Raw genomic sequence first — 23,344 nt, 5'->3', positions numbered from 1 at the left:
TCCTGTCTGCGGCCCATCGCGCCGCGTGGTCCGGTCCGGCGCGACCTGACCCGCGCTTCAGCGCTCGGTGCTGCGCGGCCCGACCCGCGCGCTGGCGCTCGGTGCCGGGCGGCCCGATCCGCTCGTCAGCGGTCGGTGCTGCCCACGATCGCCATCCCTGCGCCCCGCAGCCGCCGACGCTCCTGCGCGATCCACGACAGGAGCCGCTCGTTCGTGCCCGCCACGTGCGCCGCGAGCAGGTCGGCAGCGCGGTCGCCGTCCCCGGCTCGGAGGGCATCGAGGATCGCACTGTGCTCCTCCCACGCGGCCTCGCGGGCCTCGGGCGTGCGGACCTCGATCCACCGGGTGCGTTCCAGGCGGGTCAGGGCGTCGGCGATGGCGTCGGTGACGAAGCGGTTGCCGCCGAGCTCCGCCAGGTCGAGGTGGAAGGTCGATCCCATCCGGATGCCGGCCTCGCGGTCGGGGGTACGGCGCAGGTCGTCGAGGTGCGCGCGGACCTCGTCGAGCTGCTCGTGGCTGGCGCGGTCGACCGCGAGCCGTGCAGCAGCGGGTTCGAGGATGCCGCGGAGTTCGGCCAGCGACGCGATCTCGTCGAGGTCGATCGGGGTGACCGTCCACGAGCGTCCTTCGTGCAGGATGAGCCCCTCGCGTTCGAGCCGCGAGAGCGCCGCGCGCACGGGGGTCCGTGAGGCGTGGAACCGCGCCTCGAGGCCCCGCTCCGAGATCCGCTCCCCGGGTGCGATCTCGAGCGTCAGGATCGCGGAACGGAGGTTGTCGTAGAGCTGACTCGTCTGCGACACGGGCGTGGCTTCGGTCGTCTCGGTCACGGCGCACCAGCCTAGTGCCGGAGGAGCGAGGATGGTATACCGTTTTGGTATACCAATTGGTTCCACGACGAGACGAGTGCCACCGTGCCCACCCCCCGCTCAGCATGGACGATGCTCGCGCTCGGCGTCGCCGCGCAGGCCGCCGGGACGCTCGTGGTCTCGGCGCCAGCGCTCCTCATCCCGTACCTGCACGCGCACGGAACGACGCTGCCCGTCGCCGGGCTGCTCGCCGCCGCCCCGACGTTCGGGATGGTCCTCACGCTGATCGCCTGGGGCGCCGTCACCGACCGGTTCGGCGAGCGGGTCGTGATCGCGGGCGGGCTCGTGCTGACCACCGCCGCTGCCCTCGGGGCCTGGGCAGCCGCTGGCGACCCGGTGCTGCTCGGTCTGGCGTTCCTCGCGGGCGGGATGACGAGCGCCTCGACGAACGCGGCGAGCGGGCGGGTGGTGGTCGGCTGGTTCCCGAAAAAGCGTCGCGGGCTGGCGATGGGCATCCGGCAGATGTCCCAGCCGCTCGGGGTGACCCTCGCGGCCGTCACGGTGCCCCAGCTCGCCGACGCGTCGGGCATCCGCGCAGCGCTGGTCCTGCCGGTGGCGCTCTGTGCCGTGCTCGCGGTGCTCTGCGCCCTCGGGATCCGGAACCCGCCGCGACCGGCACGCGGCGACGCCCCGGTCGAGCACGTCGCGAACCCGTACCGGACGACCGGGTTCCTCTGGCGGATCCACGCGGTGTCCGTGCTGCTCGTGGTCCCGCAGTTCACGCTCTCGACCTACGGGCTGGTCTGGCTCGTCGGGCTCGGGTGGTCGACGCCCGCGGCCGGGCTGCTCGTCGGCGGGTCGCAGTTCGTCGGTGCGGTCGGGCGGATCCTCGTCGGCGTGTGGAGCGACCGGGCCGGCTCCCGCGTCGGGCCGCTCCGGGTCGTGGCCGTGAGCGCCGCAGCGGTGATGGGGCTGCTCGCGCTCGTCGACGTCACGCACCTCGCGGCCGCGGCGGTGTTCCTCGTGATCGCGACGAGCGTGACGGTCGCGGACAACGGTCTGGCGTACACATCGGTGGCCGAGGCGGCGGGGCCCTTCTGGTCGGGCCGGGCCCTCGGGGCGCAGAACACCGGGCAGTTCATCGCGGCGAGCGCCGTCGGTCCGGGTGTCGGTGCCCTCGTCGGGGCGGTCGGCTTCGCCGCGTCGTTCTCGATCGTCGGGGTCCTGCCGCTGCTCGCGCTGCCGCTCGTCCCACGGCGGGACCGTTCACACGACTGACTCCGGCGCGCCCGTTCCTTCCACGACGTCTGCGACGGAAGGCGGGAACGGGCGTACCTGGTCGTCCGGGACCACCAGGTACGCCCGGGAACACCAGGTACGCCCGGAAGCGCCCGGCGCCGGTGCCCCGCGGGTCAGGCGGGGACGGCGGGACCGGCGGGCCAGCGCAGGAGCGCCGATGCCGGGGCACCGCTCGGCAGCGACGCCGCGTTCACCAGGACGAGCTCGGCATCGGTGAGCACGACCGCGCGGACGAGCGCGCACGCCGCGGGCACCTGCCCGAGCACCCCCGCCCCCGCTGCCTGCTCGGGTGCGGTGGCGACCCACGGCGCGGCGTCGAGCGCGTAGAGCGTCCGGTCGCCCAGTGCCCCGGCGTCGAGGGCGACGACGGCGGCCTGCGCCTGCTGCAGCGCCGACACCACCGACCCGACGCCGGTGACGCTCTCGTGGTCGCCTCGGCCCTCGTGCGTGCGGAGGAGGTCCTGCACGTCGTGCCGCCGCGACGCCAGGATCCGGGCGAGCGCGAGGTCGACGTGCTGCACGAGCGCCTTCTCGGAGGCGTCGTCAGCCCGGGGGTCGACGGCCACCTCGGTGACGAGCGCCCTGGTCGACGACGAGAGCTCACCACGCAGCAGTTCGCGGGCGCGGACGTCCCCGGCGACGACGACCAGACGCGCAGAGGTCGTCCGCACCGCCTCGTCGATCGCTGCCGCGACCTCTCCGGCGGTCTGCTTCCAGATCTCCTCCGTGTGCGCCTGCCAGTGCGGCTGCTTCCACCCGGTGCCGGCCTTCGCGTAGTGCAGCGTGTCCGTGCGGCCCTGCACGCGCTGTTCGTCCTCGGCAGCACCGCTCGGCGCGTGCCCGAGGCGGTAGCCGCGGAACCCGCCGCCCTCGCGGCCGACGGTGACGACCAGGAACGGCAGGTCGAACGGACGGTGGGCGAGCAGGGGCAGCAGGTCGGGGACGGCGCCGGTGCCGATCGACTCCTGGCCGTGCAGGTGCCCGGGCAGGACCTCGCTGAGCACGAGCTCGTCGTCGCGGACGAGCACGTAGCGGGCCACGGGCGCGGGCACGCCGGGCTGCTCGACGAGTTCCTCCTCGATGAGCTGCGCGGCCCGCTCCGAACACTGCTGTCCCTTCAGGGCATCCGAGACCGTGCGGCGCTGCAGGGCGGCCAGGCGTCGCGGGTCCTCGCGGTTGCCCGAGGCGTCGACGTACGCCCACGTCCAGGTGCCCGGCGTCTGCAGGGCCTGGACGAGGTCGGGCTGCAGGGCGGTCCGCTCGCGCGTGGTCTGGGCCATCAGGACTCCTCCCCCGCGTCCGCGTCCGCGTCCGCGACCGAGCCGGAGCCGGAGCCCGACCCGGAGTCCGTCTCCGTCGTGAAGACCGTCCCGTCCGCCGCGGCCTCGGGCACGTCCGGATCGCTGACGGCGGTGGTGTCCGTCGTGTCGTCGACGAGCGTCCCCTCGCCCTCGCCCGCGTAGCCGGAGGCGGCGACGGTCTCCGGGCTGTCGGTGTCGTCGGGCACCGGCTCGGACTGCCGGAACTCCTCGACGTGGGCGTTGCTGCCGTGACCCTGGACGATGCTCTGCGCCTCGTGCGCGAGCTGCTCGTCGAGCTCCGGCCGGTGGGTGGTGTTCCCGCGATCGGTCATCGCCTGTCCTCCCGTTCGTGCCGCCGGCGTGCCCGACCGCGGTGCGGCCGTCGCCGTCACGGCGATCTGGTTGCTCTGGTGCCCCACCGTGCGCGCTCGTGGCCGGGCGCGTTCGGAGGTCGGAGCGAACGCGCAGCATCGGGCCGGTCGGCCGTTCGGCGGACCCCGGGTCACGCGGAGGTCACACCCGGCCGTGAATGCCTCGTGAAAGCACAGCACCACTCGGTTCCGTGTCAGGGTGAGGGGAACCCCAGTCCGACGACGAACCGGAGTGCAGGCAATGGCGCCATCACCTGACCGACCGTCCATCTCGAGACGACAGCTGTTGGGCTTCGGCCTCGGCGCGGCTGCGACCGGCCTCCTCGCCGGGTGCGCCGTCCCCGGCTCGACCAACGTCAACAAGGCGGCGCTCATCCCCGCCGCAGCGGGCGGTGAGACCGTCCAGCTCACCTACTGGGCGTGGCTCAAGGACCTGCAGAAGGTCTGCGACGTCTGGAACGCGCAGAACCCGCACATCCAGGTCACCGCAAACTGGATCCCCGGCGGCAACTCCGGCGGGTACCAGAAGATGTACTCCGCGCTCGCGGCCGGTGGCGGTCCGGACATCGGGCAGGTCGAGCTCCGGCAGATCCCGGAGTTCATGCTCGCGAACGGGCTGGTCGACCTCGCCCGGTACGGGGCGAAGGACTTCGCGTCGCAGTACGACGACGCCGCGTGGGCGCAGGTCTCCTTCGTCGACGGGGTCTACGGCATCCCCCAGGACACCGGGCCCATGGGCTTCTACTACCAGACCGCGATCCTCGAGCGGGCCGGCGGCGAACCCCCGACGACGTGGGACGAGTGGAAGGTGCTCGCCGACCGGGTCCGGAAGACCGGGAAGCAGAACTACCTCGAGGTGTTCCCGGTCGCCGACGCCTCGCCGTTCGCCGCGTACGCCCAGCAGGCGGGCGCCCGCTGGTTCAAGGTCGACGGTGACGAGTGGGTCGTGGACATGACCGACGACGCCACGATGAAGGTGGCCGACTTCTTCGACGGCTGCATCGACGACGACCTGGTCGACACGAGCGCCGGCGCCTACTCCCCCGGGTGGTACGCCGCGTGCGCCAGCGGCCGGATCGCCGCCGTCACGAGCGCGAGCTGGGGCGACGCCCTCATCGAGTCGATCCAGGGCAGCAAGGGGAAGTGGAAGGTCGCCCCCATGCAGAAGTGGGACGCATCCGGCTTCGGGTCGAGCGCGATCGGCGGCTCGAGCGCGGCCGTCCTGGCGAACGCGAAGCACCCGAAGGAAGCGCTCGAGTTCATCACGTGGATGACCACGTCGCGGGAGGGCATCGACGCGATGATCAAGTACTGCGGGATCGGCTGGTCCCCGGCGAAGGACTACATCGGCGCGCAGCGCGAGAAGCCGTCGGCGTGGTTCTCCGGGCAGAACTACAACGAGGACGTCTTCGTCCCCGCCGCCAAGGAGCAGAACGTCGACTGGTCGTGGTCGCCGGTGACGCAGTCGGCCTTCACGTCGCTGCAGAACCAGTTCCGTCGGAAGATCACCGGCAACCTCAGGCTCGCCGACGCCGTCGAGCGCGCCCAGGCCGAGATCGTCCAGTCCTTCAAGGACAAGGGCCTCAGCGTCAGGACCGCACGATGACCGCCACGCAGCCGCGCTCCGGCTTCCGCACGAGCACCAAGGCCACGAGTGCGCAGAAGCGTGCCCCGTGGGTGCTCCTGGCCCCGTTCCTGGCGCTCTTCGTCCTGACGTTCGTCATCCCGATCATCAGCGCGCTGTTCCAGAGCTTCACCACCGTCGACCGCGAGGGCCTGTTCGGCGAGGACGGGGTCGTCGGCCGCTTCGCCGGGTTCGACAACTACGCGATCGCCCTGCAGGACTTCGGGTTCGTCGCCTCGATCGGCCGGATGTTGCTGTTCGGCATCGTGCAGGTGCCCGTGATGATCATCGCGTGCACGATCCTGGCGCTGCTGCTGGAGTCGGCGAGCGCCCGCTGGCCGGCGTTCTTCCGGGCGGTCTACTTCATGCCGTACGGCGTCCCCGGGGTCATCGCGACGATCCTCTGGTCGTTCCTCTACGTCCCCGGACTCTCGCCGATCGTGTCGCTCCTGCAGTCGATGGGGCTGCAGCCGGACTTCCTCGGCGCGAACAGCGTGCTGTGGTCGATCGCGAACATCGTCACGTGGACCTACACCGGCTACAACATGCTCATCATCGTGGCGCAGCTCAAGTCGATCCCCGGCGAGGTCTACGAGGCCGCCAAGGTGGACGGCGCCGGCCCCTTCCAGGTCGCCTGGCGGATCCAGATCCCGCTCATCGCCCCGGCCCTGGTGCTCACGACGGTGTTCTCGATCATCGGGACGCTGCAGCTCTTCGCGGAGCCGCAGATCCTGTCCACGGTCGCGCCGGCCATCGACACCGAGTACACCCCGAACTACGCCGCGTACACGAACGCGTTCGCGTTCAACGAGTACGGCGTCGCCAGTGCCCAGGCCGTGATCATCGCGCTGGCCGCGTTCGTCCTGTCCTTCGCGTTCCTCGCGCTCACGAACCGCCCGCCGCGAGACGAGCGGGACCGCCGGAAGCGGGCGAGGCGAGACGGTCTGGAGGCGCGGCGCGCGCTCCAGACGCGCGCATCCGCCCGACCGGTGGTCACCACCCAGGCCGCACCGCGCCTCCAGTCCGGCACCGGTCCGCAGCACGACACGAACGGAACGACGGGAGCAGACGCATGACCAGCGAAGCCATCCAGGCGCCGGCGACCGAGCGGGCCGGGGAGCCCGTCGACACCACCTCGATCACCGCGCACCAGCGCCGGAAGCTCGACCGCTCCGCCGGGTCGCAGATCGTCGTGACGGGCATCCTCGTCCTCGTCGCGATCTACTTCCTCGTGCCGCTGTACTGGGTCGTGATCGCAGCGACGAAGACCACCGGGGCGCTGTTCAGCACGAGCGGGTTCTGGTTCGGCGGCGAGTTCGCGCTGTTCAGCAACATCCAGCAGGTGTTCTCGTACGACGGCGGGATCTTCGTCCGGTGGATCGCGAACAGCATCCTGTACTCCGGCGTCGGCGCGGTCCTCGCGACGTACTTCGCGGCGGCCGGCGGCTACGCGCTCGCGAAGTACGAGTTCCGCGGACGGCAGCTCGTGTTCGGGACCATCCTCGGCGGCGTGCTCGTGCCGGGTACCGCGACCGCCCTGCCGCTCTTCCTGCTGTTCTCGACGATGGGACTGACCGACACGTACTGGAGCGTGCTCATCCCGAGCCTCGTGTCCCCGTTCGGGCTGTTCCTCTGCCGGGTCTACGCGGCGGCCTCGGTCGACACCGCGCTCCTGGAACAGGCCCGGATCGACGGAGCGGGCGAAATGCGGATCTTCCACACCATCGTGCTCCGGCAGCTCACACCAGCGCTCGTCACCGTGTTCCTGTTCCAGGTGGTCGGGATCTGGAACAACTTCTTCCTGCCGCTGATCATGCTGGCAGACCAGAAGCTGTACCCGATCACACTGGGACTGAACAACTGGCGTGCCCAGGTGGACCGGCTGCCCGAGTTCTACCAGCTCACCACCGGCGGGGTGCTCGTCTCGGTCATCCCGCTCGTCATCGCCATCATCGTCCTGCAGCGCTTCTGGCGCGGGGGCCTCACGGAAGGATCGGTCAAGGGTTGACCATCGCTGCGCACTCGTCCACCACCACCGCAGCCGCACTCGCGGCGCTCTCCTCGACGGCACCGGGCTCGGAGACCCGGCTGGCACCGCGGGCCTGGTTGCACACCGACGCGCCGTCGCTGTCACTGGCCGGGGAGTGGGACTTCCGGTGGTCGCCCGTCGCGGACGTGCCGCTGCCGGGGGTCTCGGACGAGTGGGGCACACTGCCGGTGCCGTCGCACTGGGTCCTGCACGGGCACGGTGCGCCGAGCTACACGAACCTGCAGTACCCGTTCCCGATCGACCCGCCGCACCCGCCGGAGGAGAACCCCACCGGCGACCACCGACGCACCTTCACGCTGCCGTCGTCCTTCGACGGAGCCGCCCGGGTGCTGCTGCGGTTCGACGGCGTCGAGTCGCACTTCCGGGTGTGGCTGAACGGCACGGAGGTCGGCTGGTCGACCGGGTCTCGGCTCGCCACGGAGTTCGACGTGACGTCGCTGCTCGTGGCGGGCACGAACGAGCTGCTCGTCCGCGTGCACCAGTGGAGCGCCGCCTCGTACCTGGAGGACCAGGACCAGTGGTGGCTGCCGGGCATCTTCCGCGACGTCACGCTGCTCGCCCGTCCGACGGCGCCGGTCGACGACGTGTTCGTCCGGGCCGGGTGGACCGCCACGCTGGGTGACGCCGCGACCGCCGGCACCGCCGCGTCCGGGCGACCGGCCACGGGGACGGGCACGATCACGTTCCCGACCCTCGACGCGGTGTTCCCGGTGCGGTTCGCCGTCCCCGACCTGGGTGTCGACGTCACCTGGCAGTCGGCGGAGGACGTCGCGCCGATCACCGTCGAGGGCGTCGAACCGTGGAGCGCCGAGCTGCCGACGCTGTACGACGCGACGGTGTCGACCACGTCCGCCGGGGGCGAGACCGTCTCGCTGCGGCTCGGCTTCCGGACGGTGTCGATCGTCGGGGACCGGTTCCTGGTGAACGGCGAGCGGGTGGTGTTCCACGGCGTCAACCGGCACGAGACGCACCCGGTCCGGGGCCGGGTCTTCGACGAGGAGCACGCCCGCGCGGACATGTCGCTGATGAAGCGGAACAACGTCAACGCCATCCGGACCTCGCACTACCCGCCGCACCCGCGCGTGCTCGACCTCGCGGACGAGCTGGGCTTCTGGGTGGTCCTGGAGTGCGACCTCGAGACGCACGGGTTCATCTTCACCGACTGGGTCGGCAACCCCTCGGACGACCCGGCCTGGCGCGACGCCTACCTCGACCGGATCGCGCGCACCGTCGAACGGGACAAGAACCACGCGTCCATCGTGATGTGGTCCCTCGGCAACGAGTCCGGCACCGGCCGGAACCTCGCGGCGATGTCGCAGTGGGTGCACGACCGTGACGACGAGCGTCCGGTGCACTACGAGGGCGACTACACCGGCGCGTACACCGACGTCTACTCGCGCATGTACCCGACGCTGCAGGAGACCGCGTCGATCGGCGGCGGACCGGCCACTCCCCTGCTGGGCTGCGGTCCCGCCGAGGCCGCTCGGCAGCGGTCGAAGCCGTTCCTGCACTGCGAGTACGTGCACGCGATGGGCAACGGCCCCGGACAGATCAAGGAGTACGAGGACCTGGTCGACACCTACCCGCGGCTGCACGGCGGGTTCGTGTGGGAGTGGCGGGACCACGGGCTGCTCGCCCGGACCGCCGACGGGCAGGACTACCACGCGTACGGCGGCGACTTCGGCGAGGTCGTGCACGACGGCAACTTCGTGATGGACGGCCTCGTGCTGCCGGACGACACCCCCACCCCGGGCCTGGCGGAGTTCGCGGCCGTCGTCGCACCGATCCGGATCTCGCTGTCGGACCGGACGGTGCTCGTCGAGAACCGGTACCACTCGGCCTCGACGGCGGGCCTGCGGTTCTGCTGGACGCTGTCGCGGAACGGGATCGTCGAGGCGTCGGGTCGCCTCGCACCCGGCGTCGTTGCGGCGCGGGAGTCGGCCACGGTGCCGGTGCCCGACGAGGTGCTCGCCGCGGCCGCGCTCGCAACGGACGCGCTCGCCGCGGGCGACGAACTGTGGTTCGAGATCACCGCGGAGCTGGCGGGCCCGACCTCGTGGGCGGACACCGGCCACGTCGTCGCACGTGCCCAGCGGCTCGTCGCGTCGCGCGAGGCGGACGTGCCCCGCGCCTCCAGGTCGGGCTGGGACGACGACCGTCTCGGCGACGGGACGTTCAGCGCCCGTGGCGACCTGGTGTCCTGGAAGGGACACGAGGTCGCGGGCCCGCGCCTGGAGCTGTGGCGCGCGCCGACGGACAACGACAGCCTCGCCTCGCAGGGCGGCTACGAGACCGCCGACCCGGTGCTCACCGGCGGCGTCGGCGACCCGGATGCGCCGGCATCGGCGGTGCGGTGGCGCGCTCGCGGGTTGGACCGGCTCACGCACCGGCTGGTCTCGGTCGACCGGACCACCTCCGGGCTGGAGCAGCGCGTGCGCATCGCGGCCGCGAACAGCGCGTGGGGCGTGGACGTCACGCACCGCTGGACCCTGACCGACTCCGGGCTGCTGCTGCAGACCGACGCCGTGCCCTTCGGCGCCTGGGACGTCACGTGGCCGCGGATCGGCGTCCGGTTCGACCTGCCCGCGTCGCTGCTCGACGACGAGGCGACGTGGTTCGGGACCGGGCCGGCGGAGTCCTACGCGGACTCGTCGCACGCGGCTCGGGTCGGACGGTTCACGGCGCCGGTCCGCGCGCTGACGGTGGACTACTCGATGCCGCAGGAGAGCGGGCACCGGCCGGCGCTGCGCTCGCTGTCGGTGGGGCCGTTCACGGTGACGACGGTCGGGGCGCACCGGGCGGGCTTCACGCTCACGCCGTGGACCGCGCAACAGGTGACGCGGGCGACGCACCCGGTCGAGCTGCCGACGCCGGACCACGCGTACCTGTACCTCGACGCGGCGCAGCACGGGCTGGGGTCACGGGCGTGCGGGCTCGACGTGCTGCCGGAGCACCAGCTGTGGCCGGCGGCGTACTCGTGGAGCGTGGTGCTCGGGTAGCGCGCGGGCGCGGGCGCGGGGCGGGCGCTGCGGAACCAGGGTCCGGACTCGGCACCGCGGTTCTCCGTGGTGTTGTGTCCGGAACCTGGTTCCGTCGCAGGGGCGCGGCGCGCGGCACCCGGGCGCCCGGCGCCCGCTACTCGCCCGCGGCGAGCGCGCGCAGCGCCTCCGGGTCCGACGAGTCGAGGAACGCGGTGAGGCGCTCGGGCTCGCCCGGCTCCTCGATCGCGGACGCGGCACGGCGGAGCGCGAACAGGGCACGGAGCACCCCACGGTTCGGCTCGTGCGACCACGGCACGGGCCCGGCGCCGCGCCACCCCGCCTTCCGCAGGGCGTCGAGGCCGCGGTGGTACCCGACGCGGGCGTAGGCGTAGGACTCCAGCGTCGCGCCGCGCTCCCACGCCTCGTCGGCGAGCAGTGCCCACGCCAGGCTCGACGCGGGGTGCGACACGACGACGCTCGACACCGGGGTGTCGGCGGCGAGGGCGGCGGTCACCTCCGGCTCCTCGGGCAGCAGGGTCGCGGGGTTCGCGGTCGGGTCGGGCAGCAGGTTCTCCGGCATGCCTCCAGCCTGTCACCTCTTGCCGTCGTGCCGCACCAGGCCTACGGTGGAGGCACCTCGTCGTCATCGCGGGGCAGCCGGGGCGGGAGACCGACGGGCGGCACGGGTGACGGACACGGGGGTCCCCGACGAGAAGAGCAGCCGTGCAGTCGATCACCGGTACCGCGCAGTCCTCGCGCTGACACCGTGATCGTCGCGCCCCGTCGGGCGCTCCCCCCGCGTGCACCGCAGCACGCCGAGGCGGGAACGGTGTCGTGCGCCCAGCTCACGATCCCGGAGGCACACCCATGCCCGCAGCACCGTCCGTCGTCCTGCACGACCTCACCTTCACCTGGCCCGACGGCTCCGTCGCGCTCGACCACCTCACCACCGCCTTCGGCCGCGGCCGCACCGGCCTGGTCGGGAGGAACGGGGCCGGCAAGTCGACGCTGGTCCGGCTCGTCACGGGCCAGCTCCACCCCACCGCCGGCTCCGTCAGCACGTCGGGCCCGGTGGACCACCTGCCCCAGCGGCTGCATGCCCGCCCCGACCACACCGTGGCGGACCTCCTCGGTGTGCGTCCGGCGCTGACCGCGCTCCGGGCGGTGCTCGGCGGCGACGCCTCGCCGGAGCACTTCGACGCGATCGGCGACGAGTGGGACGTCGAGGAGCGCGCCGCCGCGGCACTCGCCGACGTCCCGGGGCTCGACGGCGCCGACCTGGACCGCCCCGTGGCGACGCTCTCCGGCGGGCAGGCCGTCCTGACCGCCGTCGCCGGCATCCGGCTGCGCGGCCGGCCCGTCGCGCTGCTCGACGAGCCGACCAACAACCTCGACCGGCGGGCCCGCGGCGCCCTGCTCGACCTCGTGGACGCCTGGCGCGGCACCCTGGTCGTGGTCAGCCACGACCGGGAGCTGCTCGAACACGTCGACGAGACGGTCGAGCTCCGCAGCGGCTCGGCGACGGTGTTCGGCGGGACGTTCAGCGCGTACGAGGAGCACCTCGCCGTGCAGCAGGCGGCCGTCGCCCGCGAGGTCCGGGTCGCCGAGCAGCGGCACCGCGCCGAGAAGCGGCAGCGCATCGAGGCCGAGACGAAGATCGCCCGTCGTGCCCGCGCCGGCGAGGTGGCGGGGCGGTCGATGCCGAAGATCCTGGCGAACGAACAGCGGAAGAAGGCGCAGGAGACCGCCGGGCGACTCCGGACGGCGCACGGCTCGGCGGAGGAACAGGCGCTGTCCGCGGTCCGGGAGGCCGAGCTCCGTCTCCGGGACGACGAGTCCCTGCACGTCGCACTGCCCGACCCGGACGTCCCGGCCTCACGGCGGATCGCGACCGTCACGGTGCGCGGGCGGGACACGATCGTGCAGGGTCCGGAGCGGCTCGCCGTCACCGGTGACAACGGCGTCGGCAAGACGACGCTGCTCGACCAGCTCGTCGGGAGTCCGGACGCCCGCGAACACCCGCTTCCGGAGACCTCCGCGGTGCCGCACGTCGACCGGATCGGGTACCTGGCACAGCGCCGGGACGGGCTCGACGAGGACGCCACGGTCCTCGCCAACGTGCGGCGGGACGCACCGCACGTGTCCGACGGCGAACTGCGGAACCGGCTGGGCAGGCTGCTCGTCCGCGGGGACACGGTGGACCGGCCGGTGCGGTCGCTGTCGGGCGGGGAGCGCTTCCGGGTGGCACTGGCGAGCCTCGTGCTCGCCGACCCGCCGCCGCAGCTCCTGGTGCTCGACGAGCCGACGAACGACCTCGACCTGACGAGCGTCGACCAGCTGGTGGACGCACTGCTGGCGTACCGCGGGGCCCTGGTCGTCGTGAGTCACGACGACGCGTTCCTCGACCGGCTCGATCTGACCGGGCGGATCGAGTTGGCGTGACCGGCCGGTCGGTCCGGGAGCGCCTACCGCTTCCGGGTCGGCCGGATCGCGATGGACTCGACCGTGCCGCGCTCCGGCAGGTCGACGACGGTGCGGACCGCGGCGGCGACGTCCTCGGGCGCGAGGTAGAACGCGGTGTCGTAGTCCTCGCCGAGCTTCTCGGTGAGGGCACGCTGCATGTCCGAGTCCGTCCGGCCCGGATGCACGCTCGACACCCGCACGCCGTTCGCCCGCTCCTCCTCGCGCAGGGCGTCGGCGAAGGCTCGGAGCGCGAACTTCGACGCGGCGTACACGCCACCGCCGGGACCGGCGACGAACCCGGACCCGCTGTTGATCGGCACGACGATCCCCCGCGCCGCGCGGAGCGCCGGCAGTGCGAGCCGGGTGAGTTCCGCGACGGCGAACACGTTCGTGGCGAAGACGTGCTCCCACACCGAGCGCGGAGTGTCCGCGATGCGGGTGCCCTCTTCGACCCCGGCGGAGTGCACGAGGACGTCGAGCCGGTCCGGCAGCGCAGGGACCTCACCCGCGCCGAGGTCGCCGACGAACAGGGACGCGCTCGGCAGCTCGGCGACCAGGGCGTCGACGGCGGCCCCGCTGCGGCCACCGACGAACACGTGGTGGGTCCGGCCGAGGTCGACGGCGATCGCCCGGCCGATCCCACGGGTGGCACCCGTCACGAGAGCGGTCGGGCGGGGGCTGACGGGAGGCGCGGTGTCGGTCATGCGCTCCACCATACGGACGGCGCAGGGCGGGGCCGAGACGGGCCCTGGACCTGTGGAGTGCCGGGCGGGTCGGGCGTGCTGTGCAGGAGCCGCGCCTCCAGAGCGTCAGTCGACGGACGCGGGGGTGCGTCGACGCCGGACCACCCACACGACCGCGATCGCACCGACCACGAGCGCGACCAGCGCGACGATCCCCCACGTCGACCCGGCGAGCGCAGCGACGACCGTCCAGAACAGGGCGATGCCGATCGTCGCGGAGACGAAGGCCCACGCGACGCACCCGGGCAGCATCGCCAGCGTGTAGCGCCACCACGGGATCCGGGCGAGGCCGGCGGCTGCGTTCATCACCGTCTGCAGACCGACCGTCAGGAAGCTGAGCGTGACGACCGACAGCCCCCATCGGTCGAGCACCGCGGATCCGCGACGGACCGCGGCCGAGTCCAGCCATCGACCCCGACGGGAGCGCGCCGCGCCCGCGACGGCCCCGCGGGCGAGCCAGTAGGTCGCCTGCGCGCGGCACCACACCACGACGAACAGGGCGACGACGAGCCACCAGAACGGGAGCCCCGCGAGGAAGGACGGCACGGCGGCACCGTACCGCCCCTCCCCGGGAGGCACCCGTCCGGGTCAGCGCTTCGCGGAGTCCCCGTCCGAGTCGGCACCGGCGCTCTGCCGGATGCGGATGCCGTCGAGGACGTCCTGCGCGCGCTTCTCGTCCTGCTTCTCGATCTGGCGGGTGTCGCGCTCGGGGAGCTGGATGTCCTCCTCGGCGCGGATGCCGGCCTGCAGCTCGCGGCCGCGCTCGATCTCGGCGTCGAACTCCGCACCGAACAGCAGCGCGTTGTTCGTGATCCAGATCCACAGCAGGAAGACGATGACACCACCGAGGGAGCCGTACGTGGCGTTGTAGTTCGAGAAGTTGCCGACGTAGAACCCGAAGCCGACGCTCGCGATGATCCAGATGACGAGCGCCAGGATCGACCCGCCGCTCACCCAGGTGAACTTCGGCTGCCGGACGTTGGGCGACCAGTAGTACAGGACCGCGATCACGACGATGGCGATCACGAGCAGGATCGGCCACTGCACGATGCTCAGCACGGTCGCCGCGACGTCCCCGAGGCCGATGACGTCGCCGAAGCTGCGGGCGAGCGGCCCGGAGACGAGGGCGAGCAGGCCGATGACGAGCAGCACCACGGTCGCCAGCGTGACGCCGAGCATCGTCGGGCGGAGCTTCCAGATCGGACGCCCCTCACGCACGTTGTAGATGCGGTTCATGGCACGGCCGAAGGCACCGACGTACCCGGAGGCCGACCAGAGCGCGCCGAGGACACCGACGATGAAGGTGACGGGCGCCGCGGGCGACCGGACGAGCCCCTCGACCGGCTTGCGGATCAGGTCGACGACCTGCTGCGACCCGATGTTCCCGATGATCTGCAGGAGCGTGTCGATGGTCGCCTTCGGGTCGCTCACGAGTCCGAGGATCGACACGACCGCCAGCAGGCCGGGGAACAGGGCCAGCACGGAGTAGTAGGTCAGCGCCGCAGCGAGGTCGGTGCACTGGTCGGCCGAGAACTCGCGCAGCGTCTTCTTCAGCGTGTAGAAGAAGGTGGGCTTCGTGAGGTCGGTGGGGCTGTCCGGCTTCCGGGAGTCGTCCGGTGCGGGCTTGCCCTGGTTGTCCTGGTCGTCCGCCATGGTCTAGCCCTTCGCCTTCGCGGCGGCCTTCGCCGCGTTCTTGGACCGCTTCGCGGCCTGCTTCCGGTTCTTCGTCGCACGACGCTGCACGGCGGCGATGCCGGCGCGCTGCTTCACACGGTTCTTGTGCATCGGGTCGCGCTCGAGTGCCTCCTCGGCGGCCTTCTTCCGGGCCTTGCGACCCTTGCGTCCACCCTGGGCCTGCTCGGCGGCGGACGGGCCGTCGCCCCGGGCGCCGAAGGGCAGCAGGGCGGTGAACGCCGTGGACGCCGGTGGGGTGTCGAGGTGCCCCGCCGGACTCCTGCGGATCGCGAAGCCGAGCACGATCGCGGTGACGCCGGTCAGGGCGGTGATGCCCATCGCGACGAGCGGTGTGGGGTCACGGTGCCAGCGCTGCTTCGTCTTGGCGATCGCGAGCCGGGTGCGAGCGGGGACGTCGGAGCGCCGACGGATCTCCGTCACGCTGTCCGTCAGACGCTCACGGGTACGCACGTTGGCGAGCTCGAGCTCGGGAAGACTGTCCTTGGCCATGCATCGTGCCTACCAGTCGCGGTCCGGCACCGCCTCCAGCCGGTGCGGTCTAGCGTGCGGGCCATGCTCATCCGGGACGTCGCCGAGGGGATCCACCGCCTCGAGATCGCACACACCAACACCTACCTCGTCGAGACCGGCGACCAGCTGCTCGTGGTCGACGCCGGGCTCCCCGCCGCGTGGCCGCACCTCATGCTCGCCGTGCACGACCTCGGCTACGGTCCCGCGCGGGTCGAGGCGCTGCTGCTGACGCACGGCCACTTCGACCACGTCGGCACCGCGGCGCGCATGCTCCGGGAGTGGGGGACGCCCGTGTTCGTCCACCCGGGCGACGCGCACCTCGCCGCGCACCCCTACTCGTACCGGCCCCAGACGAACCGGTTCGGGTTCGTCGCCGTGCACCCGGGAGGGCTCGCGCCGCTCGGCCGGATGCTCCTCGCCGGGGCGGCGACCGTGTCGGGCATCGCGGACACCCGCCCGCTGGAGTCGCGTGCGGAGGTCCCGGGGTCGCCGTGGATCATCGAGACGCCCGGGCACACGGACGGGCACGTGGCGCTGCACTTCGCCGACCGGGCCGCCGTGATCGTGGGCGACGCCCTGGTGACCTTCGACCCGTACACCGGCGGGATCGGGCCGCGCGTGGTGGCTCCGGCGGCGACGTCGGACATGGACACGGCGGTGGCGTCGCTGTCACGGCTCGAGGACACCGAGGCGCGGCACGTCCTGCCCGGGCACGGACCCGCGTGGTCGCTCGGGGTGCGCGGCGCGGTCGCGCAGGCGCGCCGCGCGGCGGGTGCCGCGTAGCGCGAGCGCACCGGGTCCTGTCGCGCGGGCGACAGATCGCGGCGTCCTGTCGCGCGGGCGACGGATCGCGGCGGACGGTCCGCGCGATCCTGTCGCTCCCGCGGCCTTGGGGCCGGCCACCGACGGACGGGAGGCGCGGGGCGGCCGGGCACAGCGCCTCCCGTCCGGCGCACGGTCCTTCCCAGAACGCGCGCGATGGCGAGCGAGAACGGGCGTACCTGGTCGGAACTGCCGACCAGGTACGCCCGTTCCGACCGAGTACGCCCGGAAGCGCGCGGCGCGCCCGCCCCGCGCGCGGCGCGCGGCGCGCGTCAGGACGGGACGACGACGTCCTCGGGGCGGCCGGAGGCCGCGGAGCGACCCGCCGCCTCCATGAGCGCGAGGCTCCGCAGGTTGTCGCGGCCGCTCGTCGCCGGGGCCGGACCGCCGGACACCGATCGCGCGAACGCCTGCAGCCCGCCCTGCCGGTCGGTGTGCGGCAGGGTCGGCAGCTCGACGGCCTCGGCCTCGTCGTCCTGGGTGCGGCGCAGCGTGACGCGGTCCCCCGCGACGGCGTTCGGCTCCCCGGAACGGCTCGTGAACCACAGCTCGCCGTCCTCGCCCTGGATGCTCCACTCCCCCGCCCAGGCGGTCCGCGGTGCCCGCGAGAGCCAGCTGCCGCGGTAGCTCACCACGAGGCCGCCCTCGAGCTCGATGATCATCGACGCGACGGCCTCGTCCTGGTACTTGCTGTACTCCGGGTACGACGCGCGGGCGTAGACGCGGACGGCCTCGCGGCCGGTGACCATCCGGAGCAGGTCGAAGTGGTGGATGGCCATGTCGTTGATCATCGCGTGCGGGAACCGGTAGTGCGGGTACGTCTCGACCGGCTGGTCGTTGTCCCACTGCCGGAAGTCGATGCTGATCGCGGACACCTCGCCCACGGCGTCCGCCTCGAGCAGCTCCTGCACCACGACGGGCGCCGGGTACCAGCGGTAGTTCTGGCTGACCTGCAGCACGAGCCCGAGCTCCTCGGCACGACGCACGGCCTGCAGCGCCTCGTCCGTGGAGTTCGCGAACGGCTTCTCGACGAGGACGTGCTTGCCAGCGTCGAGCGCCTCGAGCGCGAGCGGCACGTGCGTGACCGCCGGCGCCGTGATCACGACGGCGTCCGCCTCGACCCCGGCGAGCGCCTCGGTGAGCGACGCGAACGCCGCCGCCGCCGGCAGCCCGAGGTCCGTCCGCACGGCGTCGAGGGTCGCCGGGACCGGGTCGACGATCCCGACCACCTCCACTTCGGTGACCTCAGGGATGGCGGTGCGGGCCCAGTTGCCGCCCCACCCTCCGAGACCGACGTGGATGATCCGGACCGTCATGCGGGCACTCCTTCGTGGCTGCGTCGCGCCACGACTCCCGCGGCGCGTCCGACCAGTCTGTCAGGTGCCGGTGACGGACCGTCAGTGCGTGAAGGCGTAGGCGATGAGCGCCATCGTGACGATGAACCCCGCCAGGTAGTTGATCCAGAGGAACCGCTTCCACCCCGCGTTCGCCGCCTCGGCCCCCGCGTCCGTGACGTTCCACCACGGCAGCACGTTGAGGGCGTACGGCACGACGACGACGGCAGCGATCGGCCCCGGGAAGTCCGAGAACAGCAGCGCGACGCCGGCCACGAGGTACGCGACGAACGCCAGGCGCACGGTCGCTCGGGCACCGATCACGGTCGCGACCGAACCGATGCCGCCCGCCCGGTCGGCGAGCACGTCCTGCACGGCGCCGAAGGCGTGCGAGGCGACGCCCCACAGGAAGAACGCCACGCACACGGCGACGAGCGCTCCGGTCCACTGCGGGCCGGCGAGCGCGAGGCCGTAGACCGCCGGCGACACGAAGTGGGTCGACGAGGTGAGCGAGTCGAGGAACGGCTTCTCCTTGAAGCGCAGCCCGGGCGCGGAGTACGCGATGACCGCGAAGACGCTGACCGCGAGCACGAGCCACGACCACGGGCCGTTGCCGCTCCGGGCGCCGAGCACGACGAGCGCGACGAGGAACGGCACGTTCGTGACGACGACCGCCCACAGGGTGGTGCGGTGCACGCTCTTGTCGAGCAGCGCGCCCTCGACCCCGCCCTTCCGCGGGTTGCGGAGGTCGGACTCGTAGTCGAAGACGTCGTTGATGCCGTACATCGCGAGGTTGTACGGCACGAGGAAGTACACGACCCCGACCAGGAACGCGGCGAGCGAGAACCCGCCGCCGCCGTCGACGCCGACCCCGCTGCCGAGCAGGTACGCGGCACCGAACGGGTAGGCGGTGTTCACCCAGCTGATCGGACGCGACGACACGAACAGCGCGCGCAGGGTGGACGGCCTGGAGGCGGTGCTGGCGGTCACGGGGTGTCCTCCGGTCGGTGGGTGGTCGGGTCGGGCGCGGGGCGCGTGGCCGTGCGGTCGAACAGCACCCACAGGCTCGGCAGCAGCACGACCGCGGCGATCGAGTACGCGAGGTCCTCGACCGGGATCGCCCCGATCTTCGCACCCCAGATGAGCGCCGGGTCGTACGCCACGACCCGGAGCGTGACGATGACGTTGTCGAAGACCATCGTCATCACGAGCAGCGCGACCCCGGCGACGAGCGACGTCACGAGCGCCACGCGGCGACCGACCGACGGCCGTCGGCCCCCGGCGCGGGCACGACGGGCGGCCACGACGTCGGCCGCGACCGCCACCACGGCGACGACGGCGAAGAAGGGCAGTGCGAGCAGCGCGTAGGTGGAGCTCACGGACGCCGCCGTTCCGCCGCGCGCTGCCGTCGCTCGACGACCGGTCGGACGAACCCGACGAGGTCCATCGTCGTGTAGCAGAGCAGCAGCAGGAAGAAGAGCTCCTCGAGCGGCACGTCCGGCGCGAGCAGGATCCCGGTGAGCACGTCCTGCTGCCCGATGAAGAAGATGCCGAGCGCGACGCCGGCGACGTCCCACACCATGAAGAACGCCACACCGACGACCATCACCGCGGCCGCCCGCAACGGCGCCCGCCAGAAGAACAGCCGGAAGCGGGCGTCGAGCACCGTCATGCCGACGAGCGACACGACGAGTCCGGCGAGGTAGACGCCCGGCATCAGCCCGCGGTCCGCGCCGCGGTCGCTCCGGATACCGGGGAGCCCGACGGGGACGGCAGCGGGGTCGGCAGCGGTTCGGTGCTCGTGTCACCGTGGATCCGCTTGAGCAGCACCTCGGCACTGATCAGGCACATCGGCAGCCCGATGCCCGGTGTGGTCGACGCGCCCGCGTAGTAGAGGCCCTCGACCTTGCCCGACACGTTCTTCTCGCGGAAGAACGCGCTCTGCGCCAGGGTGTGCGCCGGCCCGAGCATCGAGCCGCTCCACGCGTTGTAGTCGTCGGCGAAGTCCTGCGGGCCGATGGTCCGGCGGACGCGGATGCGGTCGCGGAGGTCGGGCACGCCGGCACGCTCGGCGATGACGTCGATCGCACGGTCGGCGATGCGCTCGACCTCGGCGTCGCCGGCGCCGTCGATCCCACCCTTGCCGATCGACAGGTCGGCGGGCAGCGGCACGAGGACGAAGAGGTTGCTCGACCCATCGGGAGCGACGGAGTCGTCGGTGAGTGACGGGGCGCAGACGTAGATCGACGCCGGGTCCGGCACGTGCCGGTCCTTGCCGAAGATCGCGCCGAAGTTGGCCTCCCAGTCGGCGGTGAACACCAGGGTGTGGTGCAGCAGCCCGGGCACGGGACCGTCGACGCCGAGGTACGCGAGCACGGCGCTCGGCCCCGGGTCGCGCTTCTGCCAGTGGCGCTCCGGGTACGTGCGGTGCTCCGCGTCGAGCAGGTGCAGCTCGGTGTGGTGCAGGTCGGCGGCGCTGACCACCAGGTCCGCCGGGGTCGTGTGCACGGCACCGGACCCGTCGTGGTGCACGACGCCGGTGACGTGACCGTCCTCGACGACGATCCGGTCCACGGTCGCGCCGGTCGTGATCGTGGCACCCTCACGCCGGGCCACCCGTTCGACGGCGGCGATGACCTCGGTGATGCCGCCCTTCGGGTAGAGCACCCCGTCGGCGAGGTCGAGGTGGCTCATCAGGTGGTACATGCTCGGCGCCGCGTACGGGCTCGTGCCGAGGAACACCGCCGGGTACCCGAGGACCTGCCAGAGCCGGCGGTCCCGCACGGCCTTCGAGGCGAACGTCGACAGCGGCTGGAGCAGCAGTCGGGCGAGCTTCGGCAGGCGACGCAGGACGTCGGGAGCGGCGAGCTTCGTGAGGTCCTGGAAGGTCGTGTAGAGGAAGCGCCGCACGGCCATCGCGTAGGTGTCCTCGGCCGAGTCGAGGTACGCCCGGATGCGGTCGCCGGCTCCGGGTTCGATCGACTCGAAGAGCGCGATGTTCGCCTCGCGGTCGGCGAGCAGGTCGATCGGCTCGTCGTGCCCCTCGCTGTAGACGCGGTAGCCCGGGTCGAGCTGCACGAGGTCCATCTCGGCGTCGGCGGTGGTGCCGAGCAGCTGGAAGAAGTGGTCGAAGACCTCGGGCATGAGGTACCAGGACGGGCCGGTGTCGAACCGGAAGCCGTCCCGCTCCCACGAGCCGGCGCGGCCGCCGAGCTGGTCGCGCTGCTCGAGCACCGTGACGGCGTAGCCGTCACGGGCGAGGAGCGCGGCGGACGCGAGTCCGCTGATGCCGCCGCCGACGATCACGGCACGTCGGGCCGGCACCGTGCGGTGCGAGGTGGGGGCGGACGCACGGGAGGCGCGGGGCGGGGTCACGGTGTGCCTCCAGTCCGGTGGTGTGCGGCTCGGGACCGCAGCGGCGCGCGGCCGGCGAGCACCTGCGCGGCGAGCCGCGCCTTCACCGGGTTCGGCACCCGGACACGCGTGGTGACCAGCCGGTCCGCCGGGCAGGCGGCGATGCGGTCGTTGAGCTCCTGGAACAGCGCGTGCGCGAGTCCGACGGCCTTCTGCGCGTCCGCCGGCAGCAGCCGGACGGTGCGCGCGGCTCGGTCGAGGTCGTCCTGCACGTCGGCGACGAGGCGGCGCTTCGTCGGCTCGTCGAACGAGCGGATGTCGACGCCCGGGAAGTACGAGCGGCCGAGGACCTCGAAGTCGGCGTGCAGGTCGCGGAGGAAGTTCACCTTCTGGAAGGCGGCCCCGAGCGCACGGGCACCGTCGACCAGGACGGCCTCGTCGAAGGTCGGCCGACCGGCGCGGTACACGAAGGCACGGAGGCACATCAGACCGACGACCTCCGCCGACCCGTACACGTAGCGGTCGAAGGACTCCTGGTCGTGCTCGGTCCGCTCGAGGTCCATCCGCATCGACGCGAAGAACGGCGCCGTGAGTTCGGCCCCGAAACCCGTCGTGCGGGCGGTGCGGGCGAAGGCGTGCACGACCGGGTTCACCGAGAAGCCGAACGCCATCGCGCGTTCGGTGTCGGCCTCGAGCTCGTCGAGCACCGTGCGGGCGAGCTCGTGGTCGAGTCCGGCCTCGGTGGCGGGACCGTCGACGACCTCGTCCGCGACCCGGACGAGCGCGTAGACGTTGCGGATGTGCTCGCGGGTGTCCTTCGCGAGCAGGCGGCTGGCGAGCCCGAACGACGTCGAGTAGCGGTCGATGACCACGCCGGAGGCGGCCTCGGCCGTCGCGTCGTACAGGGGCAGACGCGATGGTGCGGTCTGGGTCACCGGACGCGCTCCACGAGTTCGGTCACGAGTGCCTCCAGGCGGTCGGCGAGGTCGTAGGGCAGTCCGGCGAGCTCGGCACGGGCGAGGGCGACGTGCTCGGCGATCCGGGACTCGGCCGCGACACGGGCGCCGCAGGTCTCCAGCGTCGCGCGGAGCCCGATGGCCTGCTCCTCGGTGAGCTCCGGGTCGCCGAGGTACGGCGCGAGCTCCGGCCAGCAGTCGGTGGTCGCGGCGTACGCGATGAGCATGGTGCGCTTGCCTTCGCGCAGGTCCCCCAGCACGGTCTTGCCGGTCGACTGCTCGTTCCCGAAGACCCCGAGCAGGTCGTCGACGATCTGGTAGGCGATGCCGATCTCGCGCCCGAAGGCCCCGAGCGCCGCGACGACCGGCTCGGCCGCGCCGGCGAGCACCGCTCCGGACTGCAACGGCGCCTCGAACGAGTAGACGCTCGTCTTCGCCCGCTCCATCGCGAGGACCTCGTCGACGGTCGGCATCACGCCGAGCGCCAGGTCGACGTCGGTCATCTCGCCGGCCGCGCTCGCGAAGACGGCCTCGTCGAGGATCTCGAGCAGGCGGCCCCGTCGGTCGCCGTCGACCCCGGCGGACTCGATGAACCGCGGGGCGGCCGCGAGGGCGAGGTCGCCCGCGATCACCGCGGCGCTCATCCCCCGGTGCTCGGCGGTCGGCAGCGGCAGTCCGCCCGTCGTGCCGGTGTCGCGGAAGGACCCGGCGACGTTCGGCTGCCCGCGGCGGGACCAGTCGCGGTCGATGACGTCGTCGTGCACCACCAGCGCGGTGTGCAGCAGCTCGTAGGCCGCGCCGACGTGGGCGGCAGCGTGCAGGTCCGACCCGCCGAGGCCGGCGTACGCGGTGAGCACCATGCGGGGCCGGAAGCGCTTGCCGCCCATGCTCGCCTTGCGGAGCACGCGCCAGAGCTCCTCGGAGGGACGCCCGTACCGCTCGGCGCGCGCGGACGACACGGCGAAGAAGCGCTCGAGACAGTCGTCGACGAGCGCGAGGTCGTTCTGGACCGCGGTGGCCGCTTCCTCGCTCATT

General features: G+C 72.6%; 22 protein-coding genes. 7 read left to right on the top strand and 15 right to left on the bottom strand.

Translation table 11 applies throughout. The features are described 5' to 3' along the window. Positions 1-125 precede the first annotated feature (125 nt). Positions 126-827: a GntR family transcriptional regulator gene (locus ACY3FI_RS02200; protein WP_462549097.1), complete on the bottom strand. Its 702-nt coding sequence runs from the start codon at positions 825-827 to the stop codon at positions 126-128. Positions 828-938: 111 nt separating this feature from the next. Here ACY3FI_RS02200 and ACY3FI_RS02195 point away from each other — a divergent pair, with 111 nt between their 5' ends. Beyond that, on the top strand, positions 939-2,084 hold the full coding sequence (locus ACY3FI_RS02195) for an MFS transporter (protein WP_462550390.1): 1,146 nt from the start codon (positions 939-941) through the stop codon (positions 2,082-2,084). 134 nt (positions 2,085-2,218) lie between these two features. Here the strand turns inward: ACY3FI_RS02195 and ACY3FI_RS02190 are convergent, their stop codons facing one another. Further along, a complete protein-coding gene (locus tag ACY3FI_RS02190) occupies positions 2,219-3,385 on the bottom strand; it encodes a baeRF2 domain-containing protein (protein WP_462549096.1) in 1,167 nt (388 codons plus the stop codon). Further along, entirely contained in the window at positions 3,385-3,738 is a 354-nt protein-coding gene (locus ACY3FI_RS02185) for a hypothetical protein (protein ID WP_462549095.1), read from the bottom strand. Before ACY3FI_RS02185 ends, ACY3FI_RS02190 begins: the two co-directional genes overlap by 1 nt. Before the next feature lie 280 nt (positions 3,739-4,018). On the opposite strand from ACY3FI_RS02185, the gene ACY3FI_RS02180 reads away from it, so the two are divergent. From ACY3FI_RS02180 to ACY3FI_RS02165, 4 genes are read left to right on the top strand one after another with little or no spacing between them, the layout of a single operon-like run. Beyond that, positions 4,019-5,383 carry an extracellular solute-binding protein gene (locus ACY3FI_RS02180; RefSeq protein WP_462549094.1) on the top strand — a complete coding sequence of 455 codons (1,365 nt, stop codon included), beginning with the start codon at positions 4,019-4,021 and terminating at the stop codon, positions 5,381-5,383. Then, a complete protein-coding gene (locus ACY3FI_RS02175; RefSeq protein WP_462549093.1) occupies positions 5,380-6,477 on the top strand; it encodes a carbohydrate ABC transporter permease in 1,098 nt (365 codons plus the stop codon). Before ACY3FI_RS02180 ends, ACY3FI_RS02175 begins: the two co-directional genes overlap by 4 nt. Next, positions 6,474-7,409: a carbohydrate ABC transporter permease gene (locus ACY3FI_RS02170; RefSeq protein ID WP_462549092.1), complete on the top strand. Its 936-nt coding sequence runs from the start codon at positions 6,474-6,476 to the stop codon at positions 7,407-7,409. The genes ACY3FI_RS02175 and ACY3FI_RS02170 overlap by 4 nt, the downstream gene beginning before the upstream one ends. Beyond that, positions 7,406-10,450 (top strand): glycoside hydrolase family 2 TIM barrel-domain containing protein, encoded by a 3,045-nt coding sequence (locus tag ACY3FI_RS02165; protein WP_462549091.1) that lies wholly within the window; start codon positions 7,406-7,408, stop codon positions 10,448-10,450. The genes ACY3FI_RS02170 and ACY3FI_RS02165 overlap by 4 nt, the downstream gene beginning before the upstream one ends. 136 nt (positions 10,451-10,586) lie before the next feature. Here ACY3FI_RS02165 and ACY3FI_RS02160 read toward each other — a convergent pair whose 3' ends face one another. Further along, entirely contained in the window at positions 10,587-11,012 is a 426-nt protein-coding gene (locus ACY3FI_RS02160) for a DUF3151 domain-containing protein (protein WP_462549090.1), read from the bottom strand. A gap of 287 nt (positions 11,013-11,299) precedes the next feature. Here ACY3FI_RS02160 and ACY3FI_RS02155 point away from each other — a divergent pair, with 287 nt between their 5' ends. Beyond that, the gene (locus ACY3FI_RS02155) at positions 11,300-12,874 is read left to right on the top strand and encodes an ABC-F family ATP-binding cassette domain-containing protein (RefSeq protein ID WP_462549089.1); all 1,575 of its coding nucleotides are present in this window, start codon (positions 11,300-11,302) and stop codon (positions 12,872-12,874) included. Positions 12,875-12,897: 23 nt separating this feature from the next. Here ACY3FI_RS02155 and ACY3FI_RS02150 read toward each other — a convergent pair whose 3' ends face one another. The 4 genes from ACY3FI_RS02150 to ACY3FI_RS02135 all read right to left on the bottom strand — a co-directional run bounded on the left by ACY3FI_RS02150 (position 12,898) and on the right by ACY3FI_RS02135 (position 15,822). Then, a complete protein-coding gene (locus tag ACY3FI_RS02150; protein ID WP_462549088.1) occupies positions 12,898-13,599 on the bottom strand; it encodes an SDR family oxidoreductase in 702 nt (233 codons plus the stop codon). Between the two features lie 105 nt (positions 13,600-13,704). Next, positions 13,705-14,184, bottom strand: a complete 480-nt coding sequence (locus tag ACY3FI_RS02145) for a DedA family protein (RefSeq protein WP_462549087.1) — start codon at positions 14,182-14,184, stop codon at positions 13,705-13,707. Positions 14,185-14,226: 42 nt separating this feature from the next. Beyond that, the gene (locus tag ACY3FI_RS02140) at positions 14,227-15,291 is read right to left on the bottom strand and encodes a YihY/virulence factor BrkB family protein (RefSeq protein ID WP_462549086.1); all 1,065 of its coding nucleotides are present in this window, start codon (positions 15,289-15,291) and stop codon (positions 14,227-14,229) included. A 3-nt stretch (positions 15,292-15,294) separates the two neighbouring features. Then, entirely contained in the window at positions 15,295-15,822 is a 528-nt protein-coding gene (locus tag ACY3FI_RS02135) for a hypothetical protein (RefSeq protein WP_462549085.1), read from the bottom strand. 63 nt (positions 15,823-15,885) lie between these two features. Between ACY3FI_RS02135 and ACY3FI_RS02130 the strand changes: the two genes are divergently transcribed. Continuing rightward, positions 15,886-16,626, top strand: coding sequence for an MBL fold metallo-hydrolase (locus ACY3FI_RS02130; RefSeq protein WP_462549084.1), 741 nt, complete (start codon positions 15,886-15,888; stop codon positions 16,624-16,626). Positions 16,627-16,937: 311 nt separating this feature from the next. Here the strand turns inward: ACY3FI_RS02130 and ACY3FI_RS02125 are convergent, their stop codons facing one another. The 7 genes from ACY3FI_RS02125 to ACY3FI_RS02095 all read right to left on the bottom strand — a co-directional run bounded on the left by ACY3FI_RS02125 (position 16,938) and on the right by ACY3FI_RS02095 (position 23,343). Next, positions 16,938-17,981: a Gfo/Idh/MocA family protein gene (locus ACY3FI_RS02125; RefSeq protein WP_462549083.1), complete on the bottom strand. Its 1,044-nt coding sequence runs from the start codon at positions 17,979-17,981 to the stop codon at positions 16,938-16,940. Between the two features lie 81 nt (positions 17,982-18,062). Further along, on the bottom strand, positions 18,063-18,989 hold the full coding sequence (locus ACY3FI_RS02120; RefSeq protein WP_462549082.1) for a prenyltransferase: 927 nt from the start codon (positions 18,987-18,989) through the stop codon (positions 18,063-18,065). Beyond that, the gene (locus ACY3FI_RS02115; RefSeq protein WP_462549081.1) at positions 18,986-19,378 is read right to left on the bottom strand and encodes a lycopene cyclase domain-containing protein; all 393 of its coding nucleotides are present in this window, start codon (positions 19,376-19,378) and stop codon (positions 18,986-18,988) included. The genes ACY3FI_RS02120 and ACY3FI_RS02115 overlap by 4 nt, the downstream gene beginning before the upstream one ends. Next, entirely contained in the window at positions 19,375-19,716 is a 342-nt protein-coding gene (locus tag ACY3FI_RS02110; RefSeq protein ID WP_462549080.1) for a lycopene cyclase domain-containing protein, read from the bottom strand. Before ACY3FI_RS02110 ends, ACY3FI_RS02115 begins: the two co-directional genes overlap by 4 nt. Continuing rightward, entirely contained in the window at positions 19,716-21,374 is a 1,659-nt protein-coding gene (gene crtI, locus ACY3FI_RS02105; RefSeq protein WP_462549079.1) for a phytoene desaturase family protein, read from the bottom strand. The genes ACY3FI_RS02110 and crtI overlap by 1 nt, the downstream gene beginning before the upstream one ends. Further along, the gene (locus ACY3FI_RS02100; protein ID WP_462549078.1) at positions 21,371-22,288 is read right to left on the bottom strand and encodes a phytoene/squalene synthase family protein; all 918 of its coding nucleotides are present in this window, start codon (positions 22,286-22,288) and stop codon (positions 21,371-21,373) included. The genes crtI and ACY3FI_RS02100 overlap by 4 nt, the downstream gene beginning before the upstream one ends. Continuing rightward, positions 22,285-23,343 (bottom strand): polyprenyl synthetase family protein, encoded by a 1,059-nt coding sequence (locus ACY3FI_RS02095; protein WP_462549077.1) that lies wholly within the window; start codon positions 23,341-23,343, stop codon positions 22,285-22,287. The genes ACY3FI_RS02100 and ACY3FI_RS02095 overlap by 4 nt, the downstream gene beginning before the upstream one ends. Position 23,344: the final 1 nt, after the last annotated feature.

Source organism: Curtobacterium sp. RM9 (assembly GCF_054956955.1).
This window is presented reverse-complemented; position numbering and strand designations above follow the sequence as displayed.

Coding starts and splice junctions, on each gene's coding strand:
- ACY3FI_RS02195 (WP_462550390.1), top strand. CDS start 939: ATGCTCGCGCTCGGCGTCGCCGCGCAGGCCGCCGGGACGCTCGTGGTC.
- ACY3FI_RS02190 (WP_462549096.1), bottom strand. CDS start 3,385: ATGGCCCAGACCACGCGCGAGCGGACCGCCCTGCAGCCCGACCTCGTC.
- ACY3FI_RS02185 (WP_462549095.1), bottom strand. CDS start 3,738: ATGACCGATCGCGGGAACACCACCCACCGGCCGGAGCTCGACGAGCAG.
- ACY3FI_RS02180 (WP_462549094.1), top strand. CDS start 4,019: ATGGCGCCATCACCTGACCGACCGTCCATCTCGAGACGACAGCTGTTG.
- ACY3FI_RS02175 (WP_462549093.1), top strand. CDS start 5,380: ATGACCGCCACGCAGCCGCGCTCCGGCTTCCGCACGAGCACCAAGGCC.
- ACY3FI_RS02170 (WP_462549092.1), top strand. CDS start 6,474: ATGACCAGCGAAGCCATCCAGGCGCCGGCGACCGAGCGGGCCGGGGAG.
- ACY3FI_RS02160 (WP_462549090.1), bottom strand. CDS start 11,012: ATGCCGGAGAACCTGCTGCCCGACCCGACCGCGAACCCCGCGACCCTG.
- ACY3FI_RS02155 (WP_462549089.1), top strand. CDS start 11,300: ATGCCCGCAGCACCGTCCGTCGTCCTGCACGACCTCACCTTCACCTGG.
- ACY3FI_RS02150 (WP_462549088.1), bottom strand. CDS start 13,599: ATGACCGACACCGCGCCTCCCGTCAGCCCCCGCCCGACCGCTCTCGTG.
- ACY3FI_RS02140 (WP_462549086.1), bottom strand. CDS start 15,291: ATGGCGGACGACCAGGACAACCAGGGCAAGCCCGCACCGGACGACTCC.
- ACY3FI_RS02135 (WP_462549085.1), bottom strand. CDS start 15,822: ATGGCCAAGGACAGTCTTCCCGAGCTCGAGCTCGCCAACGTGCGTACC.
- ACY3FI_RS02130 (WP_462549084.1), top strand. CDS start 15,886: ATGCTCATCCGGGACGTCGCCGAGGGGATCCACCGCCTCGAGATCGCA.
- ACY3FI_RS02125 (WP_462549083.1), bottom strand. CDS start 17,981: ATGACGGTCCGGATCATCCACGTCGGTCTCGGAGGGTGGGGCGGCAAC.
- ACY3FI_RS02110 (WP_462549080.1), bottom strand. CDS start 19,716: ATGCCGGGCGTCTACCTCGCCGGACTCGTCGTGTCGCTCGTCGGCATG.
- ACY3FI_RS02095 (WP_462549077.1), bottom strand. CDS start 23,343: ATGAGCGAGGAAGCGGCCACCGCGGTCCAGAACGACCTCGCGCTCGTC.